This window comes from Staphylococcus gallinarum (genome assembly GCF_000875895.1).
GTDB classification, from domain to species: domain Bacteria; phylum Bacillota; class Bacilli; order Staphylococcales; family Staphylococcaceae; genus Staphylococcus; species Staphylococcus gallinarum.
The window spans coordinates 744,829-769,710 of sequence record NZ_JXCF01000007.1 but is presented as its reverse complement, the minus strand read 5'-3'; the positions used below and the strand labels follow the sequence as shown (position 1 = coordinate 769,710).

Sequence of the window (24,882 nt, the reverse complement as noted above, 5' to 3'; positions counted from 1 at the left end):
CCCACTCCTATTGATAAATCTCGACAATAACTATTGAACTATTCTATGTATTAATAATATTAAATATATCATTTGAATCATTAAGTACTAATATTGAGTAACAATGACTTAACGATAATAAATGAATATTTTGTGACGAAAAATTATCATTATTACATTAGCTCATTACCTTTTACTAAAATTAGCTAGTAAATAAAAACGCTTACTTTAGAGCAGAAGGCAATTTATGAAGTATGCTCTAGTTATTGTGAATGTAAAATTAACTTTAAATATAATTTTATCACACATAAGCGTATTTAGTATATTACTGAATACTCTTGCTTTTTACTATTCAGTAAGATACACTTTTATTTATAAAGTTACAATTGATAGGGGGAGTATGTCATGGTAAAGAGTCAGGATTTAAATAATGCGGCATATGACCAGTTGAATAAAGATGCTGATAGGATTCTCCAACTTATTAAAGTACAAATGGACAATCTTACATTACCACAATGCCCATTGTATGAAGAAGTACTCGATACTCAGATGTTTGGATTACAAAAAGAAGTAGATTTCGCTGTTGAACTTGGTTTAGTTGACAGTGAAGCGGGCAAAGGATTAATGCTTCGATTAGAAAAAGAACTTTCTAAATTGCATGATGCATTTACGAATGTTTAATTTGTAATATTCAAAACTGGTATGGCGTAAGTCCAGATCTAAAATAAATATTTTTTTGTAGTAATATTAAAGCTACATAAAGTACAGGCAAAGTGACTGGAACATCAATTTATAATTGATTGCTTCGCAGTCACTTTTGTTATTTCTGAAATTATTAGAAATCGAAGCATTAAAAAGTTATAATTTATGATATATTTATTCGAGAAATTATGACAATGTTTGATATAATGTAAAAAGCGCACTTTCTTACTACAATAAAATTTAAATAGTGCTATAGAGATACTAAATTTAAAGAAAAAGTAATAAATAAAAATGCAATCTGCAAATTTAAAAATAAGATATTAAAAATTAGAATTGGATGATATGTCAAATGAATAACATAAAGCAATTTTTTCGATATATAGGCAAAAACGCTAAATATATCGACTATCCACTAGTAATTACATATTTATTACTGTGTCTTATTGGATTGGTTATGGTTTATAGCGCCAGCATGGTAGCTGCAACAAAAGGGACCTTAACTGGTGGTGTTTCCGTATCAGGGACATATTTTTATACTAGACAATTGATGTATGTCATTATGAGTTTGATACTCGTCTTTTTTATGGCTTTCTTTATGAACGTGAAATTTTTGGAAAAGACAAAGTTTCAACAATGGATGATGGGAGGCATCATTCTATTATTATGTGCAACCTTAGTCATTGGTAGTAATATCAATGGTTCTAAAAGTTGGATTAACTTAGGATTTATGAATTTGCAAGCATCAGAGTTATTGAAGATTGCGATTATATTGTACATACCTTATATGATTGAGAAGAAACGACCGCAAGTGTTTAAAGAGCCGAGAATTTTAATGTCGCCAATTATTTTGGCATCATTTTGTATTGGGCTCGTATTTTTACAACGAGATGTTGGTCAAACGTTACTTATATTAGTTATTTTCTTTTCAATTTTATTTTATGCCGGTATTGGTGTAGAAAAGTCTATTAAATATGGTTTGATAGTACTAACTGGGATCGTTATCATTGGTGGGTTATTCTTATTATTAGGTCTAGTACCTGATTACTTGACTGCACGTTTTAGTACATTAGCAAATCCATTTAGTAAAGAATCTGGAACAGGTTATCATATTTCAAACTCATTAATTGCAATAGGTAATGGTGGTCTGTTTGGTAGGGGCTTAGGTAATAGTATTATGAAATTAGGTTATTTACCTGAACCTCACACAGATTTTATCTTTTCAATTATTTGTGAAGAATTAGGACTTATCGGTGGTTTGTTTGTCATCTGCCTATTATTCTTTATCGTATACAGGGCCTTCCAACTAGCGAATAAAACACCTTCGTTCTTCTATAAATTAGTTTGTGTCGGTATTGCCAGTTATATAGGAAGTCAAACCTTTGTAAACTTAGGCGGTATTTCTGGGACAATCCCACTAACAGGTGTTCCATTGCCGTTTATCAGCTTTGGTGGTTCTTCAATGATTAGTTTAAGTATTGCTATGGGATTATTATTAATCACTGCGAAACAAATTAAAATAGAAGAATACCGTAGAAAGCAAGCAAGAAAACAACAAAAAAACGTAGAAGTTCCTAGAAAATTTAATCGTTTTAATAAATGATTTGATACGACAAAAATAAGCAAACATTTCAATGTTTAGACATTGAAAACGTTTGCTTATTTTTTTATATTATCACATAAATTTCGAAAAAGTTAGAACGCTGACTATAAATGATAACAAAAACTTATCGTAATATATAACTTTTTATTATCTGTTAGTTATGATACAATAAGCTAGAAATAGCTTTAAAACAATGTTTATCACTCAATCAAAGTTAATTTAATTACTAGTGTAAACAACTTTAATGGTATTTCAATTGTCATATTCAACAAAAAGTGTGAGATTTTTTTACTGTTTACATTGTTCGTATTTTGCTATAATGTATTCAATATCAAACTTTTTAGAAAATTCAAACTTTTAAGGGGGACCAAGTTTTGAAAAAAATAAACAAACTTATGGTGGCCAATCGTGGGGAAATTGCGATTAGAATTTTTAGGGCGGCAACCGAATTAGATATTAAAACAGTTGCTATTTATTCTAATGAAGATAAGGGGTCTTTACATAGATATAAAGCTGATGAATCCTATTTAGTAGGTGAAGATTTAGGGCCTGCAGATTCATATTTGAATATAGAGAGAATTATTGAAGTTGCAAAGCGTGCTGAAGTGGATGCGATTCATCCGGGGTATGGTTTTTTAAGTGAAAATGAAACATTTGCGCGTAGATGTGCCGAAGAAGGCATTAAATTTATTGGACCACATGTATCACATTTAGATATGTTTGGTGATAAAGTCAAAGCTAGAGAAACTGCAATTAAGGCAGACTTAAGGGTAATTCCTGGTACAGATGGACCAATTGAAAATTATGAAGCTGCTGTAGCATTTGCTGAAACTGCTGGTTTTCCACTAATGATTAAAGCAACAAGTGGCGGTGGCGGTAAAGGTATGCGTATTGTGCGTACAAGTGAAGAACTTGAAGATGGTTTTAACCGTGCTAAATCTGAAGCAGAGAAATCATTTGGAAATAGCGAAGTATATATTGAAAAATATATCGATAATCCTAAGCATATTGAAGTACAGGTTATTGGTGATGAACATGGGAATATTGTTCATTTATATGAACGTGATTGTTCTGTTCAACGTCGTCATCAAAAGGTAGTTGAGGTAGCACCATCTGTAGCACTATCTGATGAACTAAGAGAACGTATTTGTGATACAGCGATACAACTTATGAAACATATCGAATACGTTAATGCTGGGACAGTTGAATTCCTAGTGTCTGGTGAAGATTTTTACTTTATTGAAGTGAATCCTCGTGTTCAGGTAGAGCATACTATTACAGAAATGATTACAGGTGTAGATATTGTTAAGACGCAAATACTTGTAGCTGATGGAGAAAGTTTATTTGATGAAGAAATCAATATGCCTGAGCAAAAGGATATTGTCACGTTAGGTTATGCAATTCAATGTCGTATCACTACTGAAGATCCTACGAACGACTTTATGCCAGATACAGGAAGAATTAGTGCTTATCGTTCAAGTGGTGGTTTTGGAGTTAGACTTGATGCAGGTGATGGCTTCCAAGGTGCAGAAATTTCACCATATTATGACTCATTACTGGTTAAATTATCCACACATGCTATGTCGTTTAAGCAAGCTGATGAAAAGATGGACCGATCACTACAAGAAATGAGAATTCGTGGTGTTAAAACCAATATTCCATTCTTAATAAATGTGATGAGACATCCTCAATTTAAAACAGGCGATTACACAACGAAGTATATAGAGAATACACCTGAATTGTTTGATATTCAACCAACGCTTGACCGTGGAACAAAAACACTAGAGTATATTGGAAATGTTTCTATTAATGGTTTTCCAAATGTTGAAAAACGTCCGAAACCGATTTATGAAACATCACCAATACCAAAAGTGGCAAAGAAAGAAATCGAACAGCTTCAAGGTACAAAGCAATTACTTGATGAAAAAGGGCCTAAAGCAGTTGCTGATTGGTTGAAACAACAAGAAGATGTATTAATTACAGATACTACATTTAGAGATGCACATCAATCATTACTGGCAACAAGAGTACGTACGAAAGACATGATGAATATTGCATCAAAAACAGCTCAAGTAATGAAAGATAACTTTTCATTAGAATTATGGGGTGGTGCAACGTTTGATGTTGCATTTAATTTCCTTAAGGAAAACCCTTGGGAACGTTTAGAACGTCTTAGAAAGGCAATTCCAAACGTTTTATTCCAAATGTTATTACGCGCTTCAAATGCGGTAGGTTATAAGAATTACCCAGATAATGTGATTAAAAAATTCGTTGCCGAAAGTGCAGATGCTGGTGTAGATGTATTTAGAATTTTTGATTCATTGAACTGGGTTGATCAAATGAAAGTAGCAAATGAAGCGGTGCAAGAAGCTGGTAAAATATCAGAAGGTACAATTTGTTACACTGGAGATATCTTAAACCCTGAACGCTCTGATCTCTATACATTAGAATATTATGTGAATATGGCGAAAACATTGGAACGTGAAGGATTCCATATCTTGGCAATTAAAGATATGGCAGGGTTATTGAAACCAAAAGCAGCATATGAATTAGTTGGAGAATTGAAATCTGCAGTTAACTTACCGATTCATTTGCACACGCATGATACTAGTGGTAATGGCTTGATGATTTATAAAGAAGCAATCGATGCTGGCGTGGATGTAATAGATACAGCTGTAGCATCAATGAGCGGTTTAACGAGTCAACCTAGTGGAAATGCATTATATTATGCATTAAACGGTTTTGATAGAAATTTACGTGCTGATATCGAAGGAATGGAAGAATTATCACATTATTGGGGTACAGTACGTCAATATTACAGCGATTTTGAAAGTGATATTAAGTCACCAAACACTGAAATCTATAAACATGAAATGCCAGGTGGCCAATACTCAAACCTTAGACAACAAGCGAAAAGTCTAGGATTAGGTAATCGCTTTAATGAAGTTAAAGACATGTATCGTCGAGTGAATTTCTTATTTGGCGATTTGGTGAAGGTAACACCATCTTCTAAAATTGTCGGCGATATGGCGTTGTATATGGTTCAAAATGATTTAGATGAGGAAGCAGTAATTAAAGATGGACATAAACTAGACTTTCCTGAATCTGTAGTATCCTTCTTTAAAGGTGATATCGGACAACCGGTTAATGGATTTAATAAAGAGCTACAACAAGTTATCTTAAAAGGTCAAACTGCTTTAACAGACCGTCCAGGGGAGTATTTAGAACCTGTTGATTTTGAAGCTGTAAGAAAAGAATTAGAAGAGAAACAACAGAGTGAAGTTACTGAACAGGATATTATAAGTTATGTTTTATATCCTAAAGTATATGAACAGTTTATTGCGACACAAGAACAATTCGGAAATGTTTCATTATTAGATACACCAACCTTCTTCTTTGGTATGCGTTCTAATGAAACTGTTGAAATTGAAATTGATACTGGTAAGCGACTTATTATTACATTAAAGACTATTACTGAACCGGATGAAAAAGGTGTACGTACTATATTCTATGATATGAATGGTCAAGCTCGTCGTATCTTTATACAAGATGAAAATGTAAAAGCTAATGCAAGTGTGAAACCAAAAGCTGATAAATTGAATCCTAATCATATTGGGGCTCAGATGCCAGGTTCAGTTACAGAAGTGAAGATTGCAGAAGGTGAAAATGTCACAAGTGGTCAAGCATTATTGATAACTGAAGCAATGAAGATGGAAACAACAATACAAGCGCCATTTGATGGTGTCATTAAGAAAGTTACTGTACAAAGTGGTGAAGCCATTGAGACAGGTGATTTATTAATAGAAATTGAAAAAGAGCCAGTAGATTAGGTTGATTATTGTCCTAGCTATCGATTAGATAAACAACACAACGCTTTGATTTTTAGATTCAGAAATGTTTCTATAAATCAAAGCGTTTATTTAGTGTTCTAGATAAATATGATGGTTAAAATGCTTTATATTAATGAAACAGCAGAAAATTTAACAAAAGAAGAAACGTCAATTCCTATTATTATTTCATTAGGAATTGACGTTTCTTGTTAATAAAAGTTATCATCGTAAAGTTCACGCGTCATTCTATTTATTTAATTAGAAGATATGTTAAGGTTTTGATTTAAGTATATTTCTTAATGAACCCGTTAACTTATCCGCCACTACGAATTGTGCGTAGCATGAGTATTACAAAGTAAGCAATTAAGCCGAATAACAATGTAATAAATAATGCATGTAGCAGTGCAATAAATAAGTTTACATGTGTGATTATAGATAAAGCACCAGTCGTGACTTGTAATAATACAAGGATGAACGCTGCTGTATAACCATATCTAATGGTTCTATTATGTCTATAATTATTAACTGCATGAATGAATGTCAACATTATCCAAATAAATGCGATAAATGCCATGCCTCTATGAGTAAAGTTTACCCAATCTTGTACTGTGTGTGGCATTAAATCATTAAATGGTAATGGCCATTGACCGTATGCGAGGCTGGCCTTTTTATGTCTAACTAATGCACCTGTATAAATAGTTAAGTATACGATTAACATCATCAACCATGTATATATTCTTAATGGTTTTCTGATAAATAGTTCATCAGCTTCGTATTTGCGATCGACTTCGAAAATAATCAATGTTAATACAAATACTGATGAGAACGAAACGAGTGAAATACCGAAATGCAATGCGAGTACGTATGCATTTTGCTGCCACATAACTGCTGCTGCACCAATCAAAGCTTGAAGAAGTAAGAAACCAACACTAATGATACAAAGTGGTTTAACTTCTTTGATGTAACTGATATGTTTCCAGGCAACAATGACTAACCATAAAACAATAATTAATGATAACCCTGAAACGGCACGATGACTTAATTCAATAATCGTTTGTATAGGTAAATTTTGCGGAAGTAATGCACCGTGACACAATGGCCAATCTGAACCACAACCGTCTTCCGATCCGGTCTTAGTAACAAGTGCGCCACCAAGTTGTACCCATGTCATGATTAATGTTGCTAGTATAGATAACCATTTCAGGTTTTTCTTGTTAAACAATAATTAACACCCCACTTATTAATAAAACTATTGGGATAATAAATCTAGTATCACAGTTAATACAAATTCAGATTGAAAAGTTTGTAAATGATATTCCCAAAAGACATACTTGTTTAACGTTAAATAAATCTCAAGGATTATTATAACAAGAAAACGTTAATTAGTTGTGTCATAAAAATGACGATTTATTATTGTCTTTAAAGTGTCACAAATAAATTATTATAAATGTAGTAAAAGGCATTAATTTAATATATCATTGTATTATATGAAAAAAATAGGAGGGGGATTATGAACAAAGAACAAACTTTGTCGCATAATACAAGTCGTGTAACCTTTAAAGAGTTGCAACAGATTATAAAAATGGGACTTGTGCAAGGTAACTTAGTTCCTGCTTTTGCTGGTTCATGGCTTGCAATTGTGATGGCAAATCATTCCTTTCTCTCGTCAATACCACAAATCTTAATGATGATTGTTGGCTCAACGCTTATTATGGGCGGCGCTTGTGCTGTGAACAATTATTATGATCAAGATATTGATAGTATCATGCCAAGTAAGCAACAACGACCAACGGTCAATGATAGAATTTCAAATAGAAATTTATTAATTCTTAGCTTTGGAATGATGTTGATAGGGGAAGCATTATTATTTGCCTTAAATATACCATCTGGTGTTATCGGATTATTAGGTATAGTTGGGTATGTCTCATTCTATTCAATTTGGTCAAAACGCCACACAGTTTGGAATACGGTTATTGGAAGTTTTCCTGGTGCTGTACCTCCTTTAATTGGATGGACTGCTATTGAGGGTAATATTAGTGTTGCAGCAATTGCATTATTTTTAGTTGTATTTTGTTGGCAACCCATTCATTTTTATGCATTAGCAATCAAACGTAAAGATGAATATTCATTAGCTAATATTCCAATGTTACCTTCAGTTAAAGGTTTTAAACGAACAAGAGTAAGTATGTTCATCTGGCTTGTATTGTTATTACCATTACCATTTTTATTAAGTAATATAGGTGTTACATTTATCGTGTTAGCCTCACTATTAAATTTAGGATGGTTATACATGGGATTAACAAGTTTTAAAAAGGGCACAGATCAAACAAAATGGGCAACAAAAATGTTTATATATTCACTAAATTACTTAGTGGTATTCTTTGTACTTGTTGTTGTCGTCTCATTAATACAAATGTTCTAATAATTAATAATAAGGATGAAATTTATGAATTTACCAATTTTACCTACAATTAGTACGAGTTTTATTGTTATTAGTGCAATCCTTGTTGCAATAGGTTGGCGTAAAATATGGAAAAGGGAAATAGAAAGTCATAAAAAGGTAATGCTATGTGCAGCGTTTTTTGCACTCGCATTCTTTATTATTTATGCTTCTAGAACAATCTTTATAGGTAATACTGCTTTTGGCGGACCAGATTCCGTAAAACTTTATTATACAATCTTTTTAATATTCCATATTAATTTAGCTACAATCGGTGGTATCTTAGGTGCAGTACAGATTATTACTGCGTTAAAGGATAAGTTAAAGATCCATAGAAGAATTGGACCAATCGCATCAATTATCTGGTTCTTTACGGCAATCACAGGTGTCGCAGTTTATGTATTACTCTATGTTTTATATCCGGGTGGAGAAACGACATCATTGATTAAAGCAACATTAGGTTTATAACACTATTAATAAATGAAATTGTTAGTCTTATATTGGGCAATATTAAGACTAAAGAGGTGAGCCAATAGGCACACCTCTTTTTTTATTTTATATAGCGTTGTAAATGCTTAGCTGTTAGGGATTGTTCGACAGAAAGCAAACCTGCTGGGTATCCTTGATACAAGCACTGTCCTCCGTTAGCACCTGCAAAAGGTCCAATATCTACTATCCAATCAGCTTGTGTCATCATTGTTAAATTATGTTCAATAATTATAAGTGTATTATTCTCAGCAATTAAATTATTAAAACAGTCTAATAATATTGGAATATCATCTTCGTGTAATCCTGTAGTGGGTTCGTCGAATACAAATATTTGATTCTCTACAGGTTTTGTCAAATATTTACTTAATTTTACACGTTGAATTTCACCTCCAGATAGCGTATCGAGTGTTTGACCTAGTGTCATATAATTCAAACCGGTAGATTTCAAAGCGTGTAAAGGTTGCTCTATATCAATATTCTCTGCAAAGAAGGCTAGCGCTTCATCTATTGTCAAATTCAAAATATCAGCGATAGAATGAATATTTACTTTAGCTTCTAATACTTCTGGTTTATAGCGTTGTCCGTTACAAACGTCACATACTTGTGTGAAGTCAGGCATAAAGGCTAGTTCAGTTTTTATAATTCCTTTACCATGACATTCAGGACAAGCACCTTCAGAATTATAGCTGAACAATGATTTCTTTAAACCAGTTTGGTCACTAAAGTATTCTCTTACAGCATCAAAAATATTTAAATAAGTTAATAGATTTGAACGGCTAGATGCATGTATAGGCTTTTGATCAATGAAAATACTGTTATCAAAATATTTCAATCCAGTTGAAATTAATGTGCTCTTACCTGAACCAGCAACCCCTGTAACCACAGTCATTACATTTTTAGGAATTTGGACCGAAACATCAATCAAATTATTTTTCGTTATATGATTTAAATTGATAAAGTCTTGAGATTCGCGGGGGTGAGGTTTTAACTTATGATTTTTACGTAAAGCGATACCACTAGATGAAGTAGTATTTAGTAACTGCTGATACGGACCTTCAAAGGTAATAGTCCCACCATTCTTACCAGCTAAAGGTCCTAAATCGATAATATGGTCAGCAATACAAATTACGTCTGGATCGTGTTCGACAACAAGTACAGTATTACCTTTATCTTTCAGAGAGATAATGATTTCATTTATGCGTCTAATATCCTCTGGATGTAAGCCAATGCTCGGTTCATCAATAATATATACTAAATCAGTTAATGGACTATTTAAATGTCGAATAAGTTTAATACGTTGTGATTCTCCACCTGATAAGGATTTAGTTTCACGCGATAAAGTCAGATAATTTAAGCCAATATAACTTAACGACTGCAGTTGCTTTAATAATGGTTCGATAATTGTCTTAGCTTTATCAGATGTTAACTTAGCAATAAATGAAATTGCCTCATCAATAGATAGCGAAGTAAAATCTGCAATATCTAATTCGTTGATTTTACATTGTAATACCTTTTGATTTAATCGCTTACCATTACAAGTAGGGAAAGATTTTGAAGATACAACACGTTCGATGTCAGACTTGAATTTATTTTTCTCAAAGTTATCATTTAATAAAAAAGATCGTCTGAAACGATGGATAAGTCCTTCGAATTTTGCAGTTTTTGGCCAATTTGAAGGTGGGTTTTTTAATTTTTTAGGTTCAGTATATAAAAAAATATTTAATTCTTCTTCTGTGTAATCTTTTAACTTTTTATCATTATCAAATAAACCAGAGTATAAATATCGCTTACCACGCCAGCTGTCTGGCCTAAATGATGGGAAACGTATCGCATCTTCATTTAATGATTTATTAAAATCAATGAGTTCATTTAAGTCTATATCTTCTACATAACCTAAGCCAGAACATGTAGGACACATTCCTTTAGGATTATTGAAAGAAAAGATGTCTGAATAACCCACAAATGGTTCACCAATTCTCGACCATAATAATCTTACTGAAGCATATATATCTGAAATTGTGCCGACCGTAGAACGTGCATGCCCACCTAATCTTTTTTGGTTGATTACCATAGAAACTGGTAGGTTTTCTATTAAATCTACATGCGGTTTAGTATATTGTGTTAATTGGTGTTGAATGTATGTTGAATATGTTTCATTTAATAAGCGTTCAGACTCTGCAGCAATGGTATTAAATACTAAAGATGATTTGCCTGAGCCAGAACGACCAGTGAACACGGTGATTTTGTGCTTTGGTATATCGACTGATATATTTTTAAGATTGTTCTGTTTTGCTCCATGAATTCTAATATCCGTCATTTTTATTTCACCTCTGTTGCACATATACCCATAATTTAAATTGTGTATAACGTTTATATGAAGATTTTGCAAATACAGAGTCTTATCTTGCTTGTTATATGAAATTCCATGTACAATGAACCTAACATGCTAATAGGTGGGTGAGCGATGAAGAAACTGATAATTAAAGTTATTGGTGTTTTAGTATTAATTTGTTTTCTGATTTATCTATTTTACTCACCACGTTTAAAGTTTGATGTTTTAGAAAATCCCAATAAAAATACTACGAAAACAACACAAACAACACAAACTCAGGATTTTGATAAGAGTAAAAATACTGCTGAAAATCCGATGCCCAAAGATGGTGTAGGGACGTGGGTTGGTCAAAGTCTAAGTAAATTGACTAAAAAATATGGACAAGCAGATCGTGTGTATCCATATAAAGATAATTATAAAAACTACGTATTTAAAGAAAAAGAAGCATATTATTTAGTTACAACCAAAGATGGCATAATTAAATCTGTTTATGCAACAGGTAAAAAGGCTAATGTTGAACCATTACATATTACTAATAATGCTGCACATGTGTTTGAGAAGTTCAGCGTTAATCCAGAGCCGACGATTACTTCCAATGGTAAGAAATATGAACTGGAATTATCTGATACTGACATGAAGACGCAGTCATTAGTGAAATTTAAAAATATGTATGCTCAAATTTATATAGATCAACAATCGAATCATATCGTTGCGGTACGATTTTTAGATAGTGATGCTTTAGCTGAATTTAAACCATATCAAATGGTTACTTCTAAAGAAGAAAAGGAAGTAAAAAGTAAACACGGTAATGCGCCATACGCTCAAAGTTCTAATCAGTTGATGACGCTTTATGAAATAACTAATGAAATGCGCAAATTAAAGAATACACAACCATTAAAAATTAATAATAAATTAGCACACATTGCATCGTTTAATTTATACGAAGCAACAGGACAAGATGATAGTGCTGAATTTACTGAAGATGCATTAAGAGATCAATTAAATGCTCAGGAAGTACCATTTACGTATAGTAGTCAAAATGTAGGGTATGACTTTAATGATGTACCGACGTTAATACACAGTTGGTTGAATTCTGATACGCATCGCTCTAGAATGTTGAATGCAAAGTATAATGAAATGGGCGGCGAAGTAATGGAAGGCTATTATACACTCATATTTGTAGGTGAAAAGAAGAAAGGAGATGACCAAGAATGATAACTGAAGAGACATTAACGTTATTGGATGATATTGAAGCGCTAAGTGATAAAATAGTGGATTCGCATATTTATAAAGCATATGAAGCGGCGCAACAAGCATTGTCAGATAATGATGAGGCACATCTTTTATATCAAGCTTTCTTAAAGTCGAAGCAAAATTATGATGAAATTATGAGATTTGGTAAATATCATCCGGATTATCAAAAGGTAATGTTAGAAACGAGAAAGCGAAAACGTGCATATGAAATGTTACCTGTCGTCATGGATTACAAACAAAAGGAAGTTGCATTGCAAGACTTGATTGATGAGGTAATAGTTAAAATTGCTTATTCATTCTCGGAAAATGTAAAAATTGAAACAGGAAATCCTTTCTTTCAAAAAGATTCTGGTGGCTGTTCAACAGGCGGGTCTTGTAATTGTTCGTTATAATGTAACGGAACATAGAAAAATTTTATATTTAAAGTAAGTGTTTGGGCTTAAATCCCAGAAAAACAGCACTCAGATGATTGAATTCAATTTATCTGAGTGCTGTTTTATTCAATATCTAGTATTATTGGCTCGCTTTCCTAGGGGACAGCTTCAGCCTGTAGTCTTCAGCTTGTCTTGCTCCCACAGGAGTCTCGCCAAAATACGTTGCATTAATATGTTGATTTATATTAAAAAGTATTTAATAAAATAAGGTCTATCCGTATTATTTAGTAAACACTATTAAATTAAATTTACAAGGTGTCTTAAATATGCAGAGTAAGAAATGACTCAATATACACTAACGTTGTAAAATTCAGTATATCTCTATAAATAATATGTCACGATAGGTTAATAAAAGTGTACAAACAAACCGTGAAAATAAATTATATGAATTCAAACATTACTATAGTGCCACATGCTATCATTCTAAATGAATATTAAAAAAGGCAATTTCTATATAATTTCAATAGAAATTGCCTTTTTTTACTTGTCCGAAAACTTTATATCTTCGACCTTTTATAATAGCCAAGATTATTTATAAGTTAGTTTAAAGCGCTCTGCAAGGTCTGGGCGATCAGTAATTAAAGTATGTGCGCCATGATAGACTAAGTCATTCATCAAATCCAAATTATTAACATGACAATATCCAGGAACGATATTGCGCTCATTTAACCAGTGAATAAAACGTGGTGAATTAAATTTTATACCATTTCGTTCAATTGGTAGAATAAAGGTATGTGCTTTTGTAGCAAATAAATTGCCAGCACCTAAATAAAAATGGATGAATCCCTTCATCATATCATTCTTGCTAGCAGCAATTGCTGTATTCGGGTTAAGGTGTCTGAAATAATCAATTATTTCTCCTTGATTGCTGCCGATTACTATACGATTATCTGAATTATATTCATTAATTATGGTATTTACTTTTTCGCAAATCAGGTGGTTTCGTTGTTGTGTTGATTGATTAATTAAATGAATATTTACCTTAGCATTTGGATAATAAGTTAATAATTCTGTTAAGGTTAATATAGTAGCGTCTTTATGGTTACGATAAGGTGTCTGACCATTGATATCAGTAAAATAGTATCCTGCATCTAATTTTTTTATTTCGTTAAGCGTATGTTCACTCACTGTACCTGAGCCATTTGTTGTTGCATCTAATGAGGTGCTATTGAAAACGATGACTTGATCATCTTTAGTCAGGGTAACACCAACAGCGAATCCATCTATATTATGAGCAATTGCATTATCAAATGCGAGTTTAGTATTTTCAGGTCTAACAGCTGATCCACCGCGATTGGCTAGAATATAGGGTGCTGTTTGACTATAAAAATGATGTGTCGGTAAATTTTCAGGCTTTCTTTTATATTTATTAATGAACAGCAAGCTACCTACTATACCTGCTAAGCCAATGAATGATCCTTTAAACATTTTATTAAATTTTGACATGTACAAATCCTCCTTAGTACATAAATATACTTAGTAATATAGCAAAAGATTGTTCAACTGCAAAATAATTGTTATTTATAAAAATAATAGGAAATGATATCATAAAAGGGCTAATAAATGGAGTGAGAAGAAAATGAATATTGTGCCTAGAACAAGTTTAATTATATATTTAAAACATATGAAACATGAAAGACAAATTAGAAAATTTGGTCATATCGTAAGTTCTAATAAAAAGCAACGTTATGTTGTAATGTATATCAATGAAAGTGACTCAGATCAAATAGTTACTAAATTGATGAAACTAAAGTATGTGAAAGAAATAGAAGGCTCTCCTTATAAATATTTAAAAAAGCATTATGAAAAGGAACAACATGAATTTTCATAAATAGGAGCCTTAATGTAATTGCTTTGCGTACAGTGAAACATAGGTTTGTAGCTACATTATTGTAATGGCGGAATCCAACGCTGTAATCTTAGTACGCTAATTAAATAATTATAATATAGTTCTATATCATGAAATGTCTCAGGTGGTTTTACATCTACACCCTTTATTTCTATATTGTACTGCTCTGCCTGTTGATTAATTAGTTCAAATTTCTTATTGGAATTTGGATATGGATAATTCAAGGCATTAATCATGATATACATGGCTTGGAAATGTCGACCACTTGTTGGTTTCATGATAATGGCTACAGATGATCGTTGGTGTTCGGAAGTCGGTGTATGAAAGTAAACAATATAATCTATGCGGGCATAGTTATATTCGATAAGTGTATTAAATTCAAATAAATCTGTTAAACCTTCACCAATTTTAATAAAAGATTGTTTCATAAGCTATGTTCCTCCTTGCTTATGAATTATAAAGAATATAATTTAAGAATGGAAGTGTTGAAATGAGAGTTATATCTGGAATACATAAAAGCAAGCCATTAGAGAGCATCGAAGGTCGTAACACACGACCAACAATGGATAAAGTCAAAGAAGGGATATTTAACAGCTTGCATGATGTTTCAGGATTAGGGTTAGATTTATTTGCAGGTAGTGGTGCTTTAGGTATAGAAGCACTGTCACGCGGTATGGAAAAAGTAATATTTGTTGATCAAAATTTTAAAGCAGTTAAAGTGATTAAGCGCAATTTAGACCATTTAAATATTGCAAGTCAAGCTGAGGTATATAAAAATAATGCAGAACGTGCATTAAAAGCCTTAGCCAAGCGTGAAATCCAATTCGATGTAATATTTTTAGATCCGCCATATGAAAAAGGGTTGATTGATGATGCTTTAGAGCAAATTGCAAAGTTTAATTTATTAAAAGAAAATGGTATTATCGTTTGTGAGTTTAATCATCATGAAAAAATAAAAACTGAACCATTCCGAGAGATTAAACAATATCATTATGGTTTAACAGACACTTTGTTATTAGAAAAGGGAGATTAAAATGTCTAGAACTAAAGCAGTCATACCAGGTAGTTTCGATCCGATTACATATGGGCACATTGATATCATTGATAGAAGTGCGGATCGTTTTGATGAATTGCATATTTGTGTGTTAAGAAATAGTAGTAAGGCGGGTACATTTACTGTAGAAGAACGAATAGATTTGATAGAAGCTTCAGTTAAACATTTAGATAATGTGACGGTGCATCATTTTGATGGATTATTGGTAGATTTTTGTGACCAAATTGGTGCTCAAACTATCATTAGAGGATTAAGAGCTGTTAGTGATTTTGAATATGAATTACGCTTAACTTCAATGAATAAAAAGTTAAATAGTAATGTTGAAACAATGTATATGATGACTAGCACTAATTATTCATTTATCAGTTCTAGCGTAGTAAAGGAAGTTGCTGCATATAAAGCAAATGTATCTGATTTTGTGCCTGAACATGTTGAAAAGGCATTAAATGAAAAATTCAAGAAATAAGACGATACAGTGACACCAACAAATTTGATGAAGCCATCAAAGGTTGGTGTTTTTTGCTGTTTAATTGCGAGAACAATTGATAAAAGGGTGAATACATGAGTAGCCTCATGCATAAGCCCCACTAATCTCGATAAAATCGAGAAGTGAATAGAGGAATACATGAGTAGCCTCAAGCAAAAGCCCGACTAATCTCGATAAAATCGAGAAGTGAATAGAGGAATACATGAGTAGCCTCAAGCAAAAGCCCGACTAATCTCGATAAAATCGAGAAGTGAATAGAGGAATACATGAGTAGCCTCATGCATAAGCCCCACTAATCTCGATAAAATCGAGAAGTGAATAGAGGAATACATGAGTAGCCTCATGTATAAGCCCCACTAATCTCGATAAAATCGAGAAGTGAATAGAGGAATACATGAGTAGCCTCATGCATAAGCCCCACTAATCTCGATAAAATCGAGAAGTGGATAGAGGAATACATGAGAGTGCTCATGCATAAGCCCCACTAATCTCGATAAAATCGAGAAGTGAATAGAGGAATACATGAGTAGCCTCATGCATAAGCCCCACTAATCTCGATAAAATCGAGAAGTGGATAGAGGAATACATGAGAGTGCTCATGCATAAGCCCCACTAATCTCGATAAAATCGAGAAGTGGATAGAGGAATACATGAGAGTGCTCATGCATAAGCCCCACTAATCTCGATAAAATCGAGAAGTGGGGCTAAAAAATGACGTGTGTGTTAAAGTCGTTAGCTGTATCATTGGATAATAAATTATAGATGTTCGTACTCTTAATTTCGTTTTTAAATGTCATGGCATTACGTTTATTGATTTGTGTTACAAAATTTCGTTCTGGAAATTGTTGTTTAAGGTATTTTAAGTATTTTTGGCCACGTTGATTCATTCCTAGTATACGAACAGAGTCTATTTGTGTTGGTATGTCATCATAAGTGTAATCTAGCAATACATTCATCAGCACACGTTGTAAATGTGTATAGGTATAGCGTTTGGTCTTGATTAACTGCATATATGATTCGAATGAAGTTGCTTGCAAGATTAAATCTTTTAGCCTATGTTCTAAACCTTCAGTCATTGTGTAGATATTTTGTAAACTTGAGGGACTCTGAGTTAATAATGCATACTTTAAGTAATTAAATGTGCGCTCAGTTGTCACAATATTTGAATGGTATAAATGTTTTATTTGAGATGGGACTACGTTTTGCCAATCCTGATCTTCAAGTTGGAGAGATTGTCGGATTGATGTACCACTTGCAAAGTGCATATGTTGTATTTTACTATCGTGGTGTTTTGATGCGTGTCTTTTTATAGTAACTGGATTAATATTAAAGCCATGCTTTTGTATGGCATTAACATATGAAATCCCTAAAGTGTTATTAGGTTCAGTTAATAAATGGCTATCTGAAATTAATTCACTAAGTATGCGCGGGTAGCTTTTGCCTTCTTTAGTTTTTTGAGCAAAGGCTGAGGTTTGTTCAATTTTTTGCATTTGTTCAGCGAGATTTAAAAAAGCATTAATATCGCCCGACTCGCTACCAAATGCAAGGTGGTCGACATTTAAATAATTAGCTACGCGTACTGCGGCATCACCAAAATAGCTTCCAGCTGATAGTGAAGCATGAGCAGGAAGCTCTACGACTAAATCCACAGCATGTAGCGCCATCTGAGTTCGAGTAAATTTATTATAAATTGCAGGTTCTCCTCGCATAACAAAGTTTCCACTCATGATTGCTATAGAAATTTCAGAATCAGTGATTGACTTTGATTTCTCTGCATGGTATAAGTGACCATTGTGGAAAGGATTATATTCAGTGACTAGTGCAACGCTTTTCATTTGCATTTCTTCCTTTCAGAATTCATTATAGATATTGTAACAGATATAATTGTGTTAAGAAAAAATCTTGACAACTTATATCTATAAAGTTAAAATAAATTTTGTGCTTGTTAGAGGTGAAGCCATATGAAATGGTCAATAACGCAATTAAGAAAATTCCAAGATAAACCTTTTGAATTCAATCAAACGGTGAATTTTGATCATTTAGTAAAATCATTAGATTTAATAGATTTATCTGAAATAAATGTTGATGGCGAATTGACAGTAAAATCAAATGAAGTCATTGCAGATATGCATGTTACAGGAACATATACGATGGCTTGTGCGCGTACGTTAGTTCCAGTAGAAGTTCCTTTAGATATCAGATCTCAAGAAGTATTTGATCTAGAAGGGTATAATCAGTATGGTGATGACGATGAAGATGAACATTATCATGATGCATCAGATGGCATGATAAATCTAAAGGATATTGCTGAAGAATTAGTTATCATTGAAAAGCCAATGCGTGTTTTCGCAGATAATAGTGATCAAATGTTACGTGAGGGTAATGGTTGGGAAGTTATTGACGAAGAGCAAGCGATTGAGAATGCGAAAGAAGCAGAAGAATCTGAGTCTCAGCAAATCGATCCTAGGCTTCAAAAACTACAACAATTATATGACGAAGAGCAATAGCAGAATTTTGTAATCTATAGTATAATAGATTATTGAATCTGAAAATAACTATTTTAGTGTTTGAATATAAGGAGGATTAATCATGGCAGTACCAAAAAGAAGAACGTCTAAAACAAGAAAAAACAAACGTCGTACTCATTTCAAAATTTCAGTACCTGGTATGACAGAATGCCCAAATTGTGGAGAATACAAATTATCTCACCGCGTATGTAAGAACTGTGGTTCATACAATGGTGAAGAAGTTGTATCAAAATAATTTCATTAATTTAATGACTTGATGAAAGTCTTTTAATATCGTTCATTAATTATTCACTAAATAATTTTTGAGCGATTTTTTATTTATATAGATGTAAATTTGATATCGAGCGATAGGTTGTGTGAAATCAATGGAAGCAATGAATCCGCAAAAAATTATTGAAAAAATTGAGAATAGTGATGTCAACTGGATATATAATCATTTTAGCGAAGATTTTCAAGAAGTATCTGCGCTATTAGAATTGGAAAAGCTACTAAAAGTATATAATGAGAAAAGAAGTGTGAATTCATTCTACAAACATATACATATAAACAGACAAGACGAATACCTGTGGTTCGATGACAAGAGGACAACGGGTGTTAGTGTTACATTGAATAAATATAATGAAATAATTGGTTTTGCATTATTACCTATACAACATCAAGATAGTGCAAAGTATTCCAAACTGCAATATACTATGCCAATTGAAGAAGCGTGGACGGTTATTGCCGGCGGAGATAATGAATTATTAAATCATCACTTCCATTATAAACGTTACAAACATGCTATTGATTTAGTAAAGTTAAAGGATCAATGTAGCTATCAAGGTAGCCCTAATCAATTAACTAATTACTATGCCTACAACTTAACTGTCGTTGCACCAGCTAATGGTGAAGTTGTAGAAGTTGTTGATGGTATTCCAGATTGTGTACCTGGAGAATTTAATGTAAAACATCCACAAGGTAATTATATTATAATTAAGCATGCAAAACATGAATATAGTTTAATTGCACATTTAAAGCCTAATTCACTAAATGTATCAGTAGGAGATGAAATCTTTCGCGGACAACATATTGCGAAAGTAGGTAATTCAGGTAACACATCAGAACCACATATACATTTTCAAATTATGGATCGAAAAGATATCGCTAAAGCACATACGCTAAAAATCAAATTACAAGAGACGATTTCACCTGAAAAAGGTGATATAGTAGACTATACAGGAAATAACATCTTAATTGAAAAGGAACATTTCTTGTTATCCTTTATAAAAAATATACGTACAAATATCTTACAACTTTTTAAAAGTTAAAATATGAAAATAAAGAGGCTATGCTATGGAAATGATTACGTCCGCACAAAATAGTAAAGTTAAAAATGCAAATAAACTCAAAAAGAAAAAAGATCGAGACAAAACAGGTCAAGCCCTTATCGAAGGCTATCACCTTATCGAAGAAGCTTATCAAAGTAAGTTAACGATAAAACAATTATTTATAGTAGATACTTCTAGAATTAGCTCAGATTTAATTGAATATGCAGAGGAAGTATTTGAAATAAATTTAAAAGTTGCAGAAGCATTATCTGGAACTGTGACACCACAAGGTTTTTTTGCTGTAATTGAAAAACCTAATTATGAAACAACAACAGCAAAGCAAGTATTGTTGATTGATCGTATACAAGACCCAGGGAACTTAGGTACTTTAATTCGTACTGCAGATGCTGCAGGTATAGATTTAATTGTGTTAGAAAAGGGCACTGCAGATCCATACCAGGACAAAGTATTAAGAGCCAGTCAAGGTAGTGTGTTCCATTTACCGATTATCATTGATTCTTTAGAATCATTTATAGATTCGTTTGATGGACCAGTGTACGGAACGGCATTAGAAGAAGCTGATTCATTTCACGAGATAAGTGCGAAAGAACACTTTGCATTATTATTAGGTAATGAAGGAGAAGGTGTATCGCAACAATTATTGGCGCAAACAACTCAAAACCTAACAATTCCAATTTATGGAAAAGCAGAGAGTTTAAATGTTGCTATTGCTGGCAGTATCTTGATTTATCATTTGAAAGGTTGACCCTTTAAATGAAAATCGTATATAATAAAAGTAATGTTAAACAGTAGAATATGAACCAATAAAAAGACGTAAACTAAAATAATGTAGTAGCATAAGGGAGTATATCCGTAGACTGAAAGATATATCGCTACATTTAGTTTTTTTCACCTTTTTGGTTACTTAAAGAGATTTAAGTCGGAAATGACTCCGTTATCAATAATTACAAGTGTATGCTTATGCATAAATTTGGGTGGTACCACGGAAGGCTTTCGTCCCAGTTTCAACGGGATGGAAGTCTTTTTTGTATTTTTATTGGTTTTACTTAACAAGAAAATAGACAAATGGAGGTTAAATCATGGCACAAACTGAAGCGATGACTGAAATTAAGCAACAGGCATTAGTCGATATAAATGAAGCTAAAAATGAAAAAGAATTACAAGATGTAAAAGTGAAATATTTAGGTAAAAAGGGTTCTGTAACAGGGTTAATGAAACATATGAAAGATTTACCTAATGAGGAAAAACCAGCATATGGACAACAAGTTAATGAAGTTAGACAAGCAATCGAAGGTGAAATAGAATCACGTCGTGAACTTCTAGCAAATGAAGAATTAGAACGACAATTAAAGGCTGAAAAAATCGATGTGACATTACCAAGTAGAAAAATGTCTATTGGTGCCAAACATCCATTAACACGTACAGTTGAAGAAATCGAAGACCTATTTTTAGGATTAGGATATGAAATTGTTGAAGGATTTGAAGTTGAACAGGACTATTATAACTTTGAAGCTTTAAATTTACCGAAATCTCACCCGGCAAGAGATATGCAAGATAGCTTTTATATAACGGACGAGATTCTGATGCGTACACATACATCGCCTGTACAAGCAAGAACGATGGAACAACGAAATGGTGAAGGTCCAGTTAAAATTCTATGTCCAGGGAAAGTGTATCGTCGAGACTCTGATGATGCGACACACAGTCACCAATTTACTCAAATCGAAGGATTAGTGGTAGACGAGAATATTAAGATGAGTGATCTTAAAGGGACATTAGAACTTTTAGCTAAACAATTGTTTGGGGAAGATCGTGAAATTCGTCTAAGACCAAGTTATTTTCCATTCACAGAGCCATCAGTTGAAGTAGATGTGTCATGTTTCAAATGTGGTGGCTCAGGATGTAATGTATGTAAACAAACAGGTTGGATTGAAATCTTAGGTGCAGGGATGGTTCACCCGAACGTACTTGAGAAGGCTGGATTCGATTCAAATAAATATTCAGGATTTGCGTTTGGTATGGGGCCTGATAGAATCGCTATGTTGAAATATGGAATTGAAGATATCCGTCATTTCTATACTAATGATGTAAGATTCTTGAATCAATTTAAAGCAGTAGAAGATAGAGGTGAAAAATAATGTTTATTTCTAAAGAATGGTTAGAGACATATGTTGAAATTGATCAACCAATAAACGAATTAGCAGAAAAAATTACACGTACGGGTATCGAAGTAGATGACATTATCGATTATACAAAAGAAATTAAAAAATTAGTTGTCGGTAAAATTAAAGAAATCGCACCACATCCAGATGCGGATAAACTAAATATTTGTCAGGTAGATATTGGCGAAAGTGAACTCGTGCAAATTGTTTGTGGCGCACCAAATGTAGATGCAGGACAAACAGTAATCGTCGCTACAGTTGGTGGTAGATTACCGGGTGGTATCAAGATTAAGCGAGCAAAACTACGTGGAGAACGCTCAGAAGGTATGATTTGTTCGTTACAAGAATTAGGTTTATCAAGCAACTTAGTGCCTAAAGCCTTTGAAGATGGTATTTATGTGTTTTCTACAGAGGTAGAGCCAGGAACAGATGCACTTAAAGCACTATATTTAGATGACCAAGTAATGGAATTTGATCTTACACCAAATAGAGCAGATGCATTAAGTATGGTGGGTACAGCATATGAAGTCGCTGCATTATACAACGTTGCAATGAATAAACCAAAGACTAAAACAGAAGCATTATCACAACAAGCTGCTGAGGAACTGTCAGTGACTGTTCAAGATTCTGATAAAGTCCCATATTACAGTGCACGTATTGTTAAAAATGTTACGATTGCACCTTCACCTGAATGGATGCAAATGAGATTAATTAAAGCTGGTATTCGACCTATCAATAATGTGGTTGATATTTCAAATTATGTACTATTAGAATACGGTCAACCTTTACACATGTTTGATCAAGAACAAATTGGTTCAAATCATATCGAAGTACGTCAAGCTCATGAGAATGAAACGATGACTACTTTAGATAATCAAGAAAGATCATTACTAGCATCTGACATAGTTATAACTAATGGCGAAACGCCAATTGCCATTGCAGGCGTAATGGGTGGCGATTTTTCAGAAGTAACAGAGGCTACAAAGCATGTTGTAATTGAGGGCGCTATTTTTGACCCGGTATCTATTCGTCATACTTCAAGACGATTGAATTTAAGAAGTGAAGCGTCTAGTCGCTTTGAAAAGGGAATTGCTACAGAATTTGTAAATGAGGCAGTCGATCGTGCTTGTTACTTATTAGAAACGTATGCTAATGGACAAGTTTTATCAGATAATGTAGCACAAGGTGATTTAGGTTCATTTGTCACACCAATTAATATTTCAGTTGATAAAGTGAATAATACAATTGGCTTTGAATTGACTGCTGAAGAAATCGAGTCTATTTTTGTGCAACTTGGCTTTGAGACGACGAAGAATAATAATGAATTAACTGTCAAGGTTCCGTCTAGACGTAAAGATATTACGATTAAGGAAGACTTAATTGAAGAAATTGCAAGAATTTATGGTTATGATGAAATACCTTCAACATTGCCGGTATTTGAACATGTAACACATGGTGCTTTGACTGATAAACAAGCTAAATCACGTATTGTAAAAGAAACACTAGAGGGTGCAGGCTTAAGCCAAGCAATTAATTATTCTTTAGTCGATAAAGAGAGAGCGCAAGACTTTGCATTAGAAACGCGTGATACAATTGGCTTGTTAATGCCAATGAGTGAAGCTCATTCAACATTGAGACAAAGTTTGATTCCTCACCTTATTGATGCAGTTGCTTATAATGTTGCACGTAAAAATGCTGATGTCCGACTTTATGAACTAGGTAATGTATTCTTTGGTAATGGTGAAGGTGAATTACCAGATGAAGTTGAGTACCTAAGTGGGATCTTAACTGGTGATTACACAGTTAATACTTGGCAAGGAAAAAAGGAAGAAATAGATTTCTTTATTGCTAAAGGTATCGTAGATCGTATAGCAGAAAAATTAGATATTCAATTTGATTATGAAGCAGGTGAAATTGCAGGCTTACATCCAGGTAGAACTGCAATTGTTAAATTAAATGGTGAAACTATAGGCTTTGTTGGTGAATTACATCCAAAAGTTGAAAAGGAATATGACTTAAAACGTACTTATGTCTTTGAATTGAATTACGATAAATTAATGTCAGTTTCAGTTGGATATATTAACTATCGTCCAATTCCTCGTTTCCCTGGAGTATCAAGAGACATTGCATTAGTGATAAATCGAGACGTGCCATCCGCAACGCTTGTTAAAGAAATCGAAGCACATGGTGGAGATATACTTCAAAATGCACAAGTATTTGATGTTTATGAAGGTGAACATGTTGCAGAGGATGAGAAATCAATTGCAATTAGATTATCATACTTAGATGTTGAACAAACATTGACTGATGATAAGGTAAATGCAGTACATGAAGATATCTTAACAGCGTTACAACAACAAGGTGCAACAATTAGATAATTTAACAACTTTGTAAGGAAAAGAATTTAGTTTAAC

The 24,882-nt window shown here is 33.0% G+C and carries 21 protein-coding genes; 16 read left to right on the top strand and 5 right to left on the bottom strand.

Annotated elements, in window-relative coordinates; genetic code table 11:
* The first annotated feature begins 384 nt into the window (after positions 1 to 384).
* The 3 genes from SH09_RS07355 to SH09_RS07345 all read left to right on the top strand — a co-directional run bounded on the left by SH09_RS07355 (position 385) and on the right by SH09_RS07345 (position 6,111).
* Positions 385 to 660, top strand: coding sequence for a YlaN family protein (locus SH09_RS07355; protein WP_042738977.1), 276 nt, complete (start codon positions 385 to 387; stop codon positions 658 to 660).
* Between the two features lie 370 nt (positions 661 to 1,030).
* Positions 1,031 to 2,281 carry a cell division peptidoglycan polymerase FtsW gene (gene ftsW / locus SH09_RS07350; protein WP_042738976.1) on the top strand — a complete coding sequence of 417 codons (1,251 nt, stop codon included), beginning with the start codon at positions 1,031 to 1,033 and terminating at the stop codon, positions 2,279 to 2,281.
* A gap of 374 nt (positions 2,282 to 2,655) precedes the next feature.
* Complete coding sequence (locus tag SH09_RS07345; protein ID WP_042738975.1) at positions 2,656 to 6,111, top strand: pyruvate carboxylase; 3,456 nt, start codon at positions 2,656 to 2,658, stop codon at positions 6,109 to 6,111.
* Between the two features lie 313 nt (positions 6,112 to 6,424).
* On the opposite strand, the gene SH09_RS07340 is transcribed toward SH09_RS07345, so the two are convergent.
* Complete coding sequence (locus SH09_RS07340; RefSeq protein ID WP_042738974.1) at positions 6,425 to 7,333, bottom strand: COX15/CtaA family protein; 909 nt, start codon at positions 7,331 to 7,333, stop codon at positions 6,425 to 6,427.
* A gap of 288 nt (positions 7,334 to 7,621) precedes the next feature.
* Here SH09_RS07340 and cyoE point away from each other — a divergent pair, with 288 nt between their 5' ends.
* Positions 7,622 to 8,533, top strand: coding sequence for a heme o synthase (gene cyoE, locus SH09_RS07335; protein ID WP_042738973.1), 912 nt, complete (start codon positions 7,622 to 7,624; stop codon positions 8,531 to 8,533).
* A gap of 24 nt (positions 8,534 to 8,557) precedes the next feature.
* Positions 8,558 to 9,019 carry a DUF420 domain-containing protein gene (locus tag SH09_RS07330; RefSeq protein ID WP_042738972.1) on the top strand — a complete coding sequence of 154 codons (462 nt, stop codon included), beginning with the start codon at positions 8,558 to 8,560 and terminating at the stop codon, positions 9,017 to 9,019.
* An 82-nt stretch (positions 9,020 to 9,101) separates the two neighbouring features.
* Here SH09_RS07330 and SH09_RS07325 read toward each other — a convergent pair whose 3' ends face one another.
* Positions 9,102 to 11,357: an ATP-binding cassette domain-containing protein gene (locus SH09_RS07325; RefSeq protein ID WP_082039191.1), complete on the bottom strand. Its 2,256-nt coding sequence runs from the start codon at positions 11,355 to 11,357 to the stop codon at positions 9,102 to 9,104.
* Positions 11,358 to 11,504: 147 nt separating this feature from the next.
* Between SH09_RS07325 and SH09_RS07320 the strand changes: the two genes are divergently transcribed.
* Positions 11,505 to 12,587 carry a CAP domain-containing protein gene (locus SH09_RS07320; protein ID WP_042738970.1) on the top strand — a complete coding sequence of 361 codons (1,083 nt, stop codon included), beginning with the start codon at positions 11,505 to 11,507 and terminating at the stop codon, positions 12,585 to 12,587.
* A complete protein-coding gene (locus SH09_RS07315) occupies positions 12,584 to 13,018 on the top strand; it encodes a YlbF/YmcA family competence regulator (protein WP_042738969.1) in 435 nt (144 codons plus the stop codon). Before SH09_RS07320 ends, SH09_RS07315 begins: the two co-directional genes overlap by 4 nt.
* A 570-nt stretch (positions 13,019 to 13,588) precedes the next feature.
* Here SH09_RS07315 and SH09_RS07310 read toward each other — a convergent pair.
* Positions 13,589 to 14,506 carry a glycerophosphodiester phosphodiesterase family protein gene (locus SH09_RS07310; RefSeq protein WP_042738968.1) on the bottom strand — a complete coding sequence of 306 codons (918 nt, stop codon included), beginning with the start codon at positions 14,504 to 14,506 and terminating at the stop codon, positions 13,589 to 13,591.
* Between the two features lie 133 nt (positions 14,507 to 14,639).
* Between SH09_RS07310 and SH09_RS07305 the strand changes: the two genes are divergently transcribed.
* The gene (locus SH09_RS07305) at positions 14,640 to 14,891 is read left to right on the top strand and encodes a YlbG family protein (RefSeq protein WP_042738967.1); all 252 of its coding nucleotides are present in this window, start codon (positions 14,640 to 14,642) and stop codon (positions 14,889 to 14,891) included.
* Positions 14,892 to 14,947: 56 nt separating this feature from the next.
* On the opposite strand, the gene SH09_RS07300 is transcribed toward SH09_RS07305, so the two are convergent.
* Positions 14,948 to 15,337, bottom strand: a complete 390-nt coding sequence (locus tag SH09_RS07300; protein ID WP_042738966.1) for a DUF7147 family protein — start codon at positions 15,335 to 15,337, stop codon at positions 14,948 to 14,950.
* Between the two features lie 62 nt (positions 15,338 to 15,399).
* On the opposite strand from SH09_RS07300, the gene rsmD reads away from it, so the two are divergent.
* Positions 15,400 to 15,942 (top strand): 16S rRNA (guanine(966)-N(2))-methyltransferase RsmD, encoded by a 543-nt coding sequence (rsmD, locus tag SH09_RS07295; protein WP_042738965.1) that lies wholly within the window; start codon positions 15,400 to 15,402, stop codon positions 15,940 to 15,942.
* A 1-nt stretch (position 15,943) separates the two neighbouring features.
* A complete protein-coding gene (gene coaD, locus SH09_RS07290; RefSeq protein WP_042738964.1) occupies positions 15,944 to 16,429 on the top strand; it encodes a pantetheine-phosphate adenylyltransferase in 486 nt (161 codons plus the stop codon).
* A 725-nt stretch (positions 16,430 to 17,154) separates the two neighbouring features.
* On the opposite strand, the gene SH09_RS07285 is transcribed toward coaD, so the two are convergent.
* A complete protein-coding gene (locus SH09_RS07285) occupies positions 17,155 to 18,285 on the bottom strand; it encodes a nucleotidyltransferase (protein WP_042738963.1) in 1,131 nt (376 codons plus the stop codon).
* Between the two features lie 126 nt (positions 18,286 to 18,411).
* Here SH09_RS07285 and SH09_RS07280 point away from each other — a divergent pair, with 126 nt between their 5' ends.
* From SH09_RS07280 to pheT, 6 genes are all read left to right on the top strand, one after another.
* Positions 18,412 to 18,957: a YceD family protein gene (locus SH09_RS07280; protein WP_042738962.1), complete on the top strand. Its 546-nt coding sequence runs from the start codon at positions 18,412 to 18,414 to the stop codon at positions 18,955 to 18,957.
* Positions 18,958 to 19,039: 82 nt separating this feature from the next.
* Positions 19,040 to 19,213 (top strand): 50S ribosomal protein L32, encoded by a 174-nt coding sequence (gene rpmF / locus SH09_RS07275; RefSeq protein ID WP_001830121.1) that lies wholly within the window; start codon positions 19,040 to 19,042, stop codon positions 19,211 to 19,213.
* A 130-nt stretch (positions 19,214 to 19,343) separates the two neighbouring features.
* On the top strand, positions 19,344 to 20,285 hold the full coding sequence (locus SH09_RS07270; RefSeq protein ID WP_042738961.1) for a M23 family metallopeptidase: 942 nt from the start codon (positions 19,344 to 19,346) through the stop codon (positions 20,283 to 20,285).
* A 25-nt stretch (positions 20,286 to 20,310) separates the two neighbouring features.
* The gene (locus SH09_RS07265; protein ID WP_042738960.1) at positions 20,311 to 21,051 is read left to right on the top strand and encodes a TrmH family RNA methyltransferase; all 741 of its coding nucleotides are present in this window, start codon (positions 20,311 to 20,313) and stop codon (positions 21,049 to 21,051) included.
* A 334-nt stretch (positions 21,052 to 21,385) separates the two neighbouring features.
* Complete coding sequence (gene pheS / locus SH09_RS07260) at positions 21,386 to 22,444, top strand: phenylalanine--tRNA ligase subunit alpha (protein WP_042738959.1); 1,059 nt, start codon at positions 21,386 to 21,388, stop codon at positions 22,442 to 22,444.
* Positions 22,444 to 24,846, top strand: coding sequence for a phenylalanine--tRNA ligase subunit beta (gene pheT / locus SH09_RS07255; RefSeq protein ID WP_042738958.1), 2,403 nt, complete (start codon positions 22,444 to 22,446; stop codon positions 24,844 to 24,846). The genes pheS and pheT overlap by 1 nt, the downstream gene beginning before the upstream one ends.
* Positions 24,847 to 24,882: the final 36 nt, after the last annotated feature.

Coding starts and splice junctions, on each gene's coding strand:
- SH09_RS07300 (WP_042738966.1), bottom strand. CDS start 15,337: ATGAAACAATCTTTTATTAAAATTGGTGAAGGTTTAACAGATTTATTT.
- SH09_RS07355 (WP_042738977.1), top strand. CDS start 385: ATGGTAAAGAGTCAGGATTTAAATAATGCGGCATATGACCAGTTGAAT.
- pheT (WP_042738958.1), top strand. CDS start 22,444: ATGTTTATTTCTAAAGAATGGTTAGAGACATATGTTGAAATTGATCAA.
- SH09_RS07305 (WP_042738967.1), top strand. CDS start 14,640: ATGAATATTGTGCCTAGAACAAGTTTAATTATATATTTAAAACATATG.
- SH09_RS07280 (WP_042738962.1), top strand. CDS start 18,412: ATGAAATGGTCAATAACGCAATTAAGAAAATTCCAAGATAAACCTTTT.
- SH09_RS07330 (WP_042738972.1), top strand. CDS start 8,558: ATGAATTTACCAATTTTACCTACAATTAGTACGAGTTTTATTGTTATT.
- rpmF (WP_001830121.1), top strand. CDS start 19,040: ATGGCAGTACCAAAAAGAAGAACGTCTAAAACAAGAAAAAACAAACGT.
- pheS (WP_042738959.1), top strand. CDS start 21,386: ATGGCACAAACTGAAGCGATGACTGAAATTAAGCAACAGGCATTAGTC.
- rsmD (WP_042738965.1), top strand. CDS start 15,400: ATGAGAGTTATATCTGGAATACATAAAAGCAAGCCATTAGAGAGCATC.
- SH09_RS07325 (WP_082039191.1), bottom strand. CDS start 11,357: ATGACGGATATTAGAATTCATGGAGCAAAACAGAACAATCTTAAAAAT.
- SH09_RS07315 (WP_042738969.1), top strand. CDS start 12,584: ATGATAACTGAAGAGACATTAACGTTATTGGATGATATTGAAGCGCTA.
- SH09_RS07285 (WP_042738963.1), bottom strand. CDS start 18,285: ATGAAAAGCGTTGCACTAGTCACTGAATATAATCCTTTCCACAATGGT.
- ftsW (WP_042738976.1), top strand. CDS start 1,031: ATGAATAACATAAAGCAATTTTTTCGATATATAGGCAAAAACGCTAAA.
- SH09_RS07310 (WP_042738968.1), bottom strand. CDS start 14,506: ATGTCAAAATTTAATAAAATGTTTAAAGGATCATTCATTGGCTTAGCA.
- SH09_RS07270 (WP_042738961.1), top strand. CDS start 19,344: ATGGAAGCAATGAATCCGCAAAAAATTATTGAAAAAATTGAGAATAGT.
- SH09_RS07265 (WP_042738960.1), top strand. CDS start 20,311: ATGGAAATGATTACGTCCGCACAAAATAGTAAAGTTAAAAATGCAAAT.
- cyoE (WP_042738973.1), top strand. CDS start 7,622: ATGAACAAAGAACAAACTTTGTCGCATAATACAAGTCGTGTAACCTTT.
- coaD (WP_042738964.1), top strand. CDS start 15,944: ATGTCTAGAACTAAAGCAGTCATACCAGGTAGTTTCGATCCGATTACA.
- SH09_RS07320 (WP_042738970.1), top strand. CDS start 11,505: ATGAAGAAACTGATAATTAAAGTTATTGGTGTTTTAGTATTAATTTGT.